General features: G+C 32.4%; 1 protein-coding gene. It reads left to right on the top strand.

The annotated features are described in order from the left end of the window. Positions 1–45: 45 nt before the first annotated feature. Positions 46–281, top strand: a 236-nt coding sequence (locus tag N7659_RS08155) for a transposase family protein (protein WP_263276631.1), incomplete at its 3' end; no start/stop codon positions are given.

The raw sequence follows: 281 nt of genomic DNA, 5'->3' as shown, positions 1-281 counted from the left end.
GACTTATAATGAAAAGCGACAAAACCACTCATTAGAAAGAATCATATGGAACATCTTAAGAATACCACAAATTTATTAGGAATAAAAGACCCAAATATCATTATTTTACTTGTTCTCAAACACCAAGATCATATTGAAATAAAAGCTAAACTCGATCATAAGCCTCCTTTGTGTCCTCATTGTCATGGAAAAATGATCAAGTATGATTTCCAAAGAGTTTCCACTATCCCTATCCTTGATGTCCAAGGAATGCCTACTCTTCTTAAATTAAAAAAGAGACG

The organism is Streptococcus sp. CSL10205-OR2 (assembly GCF_025660655.1).
GTDB lineage: Bacteria > Bacillota > Bacilli > Lactobacillales > Streptococcaceae > Streptococcus.
This window is presented reverse-complemented; position numbering and strand designations above follow the sequence as displayed.